Below are 1,088 nucleotides of genomic sequence, written 5' to 3' on the forward strand. Positions count from 1 at the left end.
GGCTAGCTGTACTGACCATGGACGTTGGTGACGGCGTGGCGAGGTGACATGGCGAAGACCTCCGGGTGAAGTGCGAGCTGTCGAGGAACGCATTCACCTGTCGGAGGTCTTCGTGTCCCACCGTAATGCCCCGCTGTCGGAGTTGGGCCGGCTGAGGCTGGCTCGTTGTGTCGTCGATGACGGGTGGCCGCTACGACGAGCTGCTGAGCGGTTCCAGGTCTCACCGACCACAGCGTGGCGGTGGGCCCAGCGCTACCGCGACCAAGGCGCCACGGGTATGGCCGACCGGTCCAGCCGCCCGCACCACAGCCCGAACCGGACCCCGACACGCACCGAACGCCGCATCATCAAACTGCGGGTACTGCGCCGCTGGGGACCGGCTCGCATTGCTTATCTACTGGGACTGCACCCCTCAACGGTCCATCGCGTGCTGACCCGATACCGGCTCGCCCGGCTCCGGTGGCTGGACCGCTGCACCGGACGTGTTGTGCGCCGTTACGAACACCACCACCCCGGCGACCTGGTCCACATCGATGTCAAGAAACTCGGCAAGATCCCCGACGGCGGTGGATGGCGCGTGGCCGGTCGCAGCGCCGGCAGCCGAAACTCACGCGCGCACACCCCCAACCGGCGTGGCAGCCACCCCATCATCGGCTACCACTACCTGCACACCGCCCTGGATGACCACTCCCGGCTGGCCTACAGCGAACTGCTGCCCGACGAACGCAAAGACACCGCAGCCGCGTTCTGGACCCGCGCAGCAGCCTGGTTCGCCGGCCGCGGCATCACGGTGCGAAAAGTATTGACCGACAACGGTTCCTGCTACCGATCACGCTCGTTCGCCGACGCCCTCGGCACAGTGGTACACAAACGCACCCGCCCGTATCGGCCACAGACCAACGGCAAGGTCGAACGCTTCCACCGCACCCTGGCCGACGAGTGGGCCTACGCCCGCGCCTACCACAGCGACGGTGAACGCTGCGCCGCCTTCACCGACTGGCTACACACCTACAATCACCACCGCGGCCACACCGCACTCGGCGGACACCCACCAGCCGACCGCGTTCCCAACCTCTCAGGCCAGTACA

At 66.9% G+C, this 1,088-nt stretch carries 1 protein-coding gene; it reads left to right on the plus strand.

Annotated elements, in window-relative coordinates:
* Nucleotides 1–112 precede the first annotated feature (112 nt).
* The coding region (locus ON37_RS26580; RefSeq protein ID WP_040723158.1) for an IS481 family transposase at nucleotides 113–1,088 on the plus strand (976 nt) is incomplete at its 3' end.

It is taken from the genome of Nocardia veterana NBRC 100344 (genome assembly GCF_000308855.1).
Lineage (GTDB): Bacteria > Actinomycetota > Actinomycetes > Mycobacteriales > Mycobacteriaceae > Nocardia > Nocardia veterana.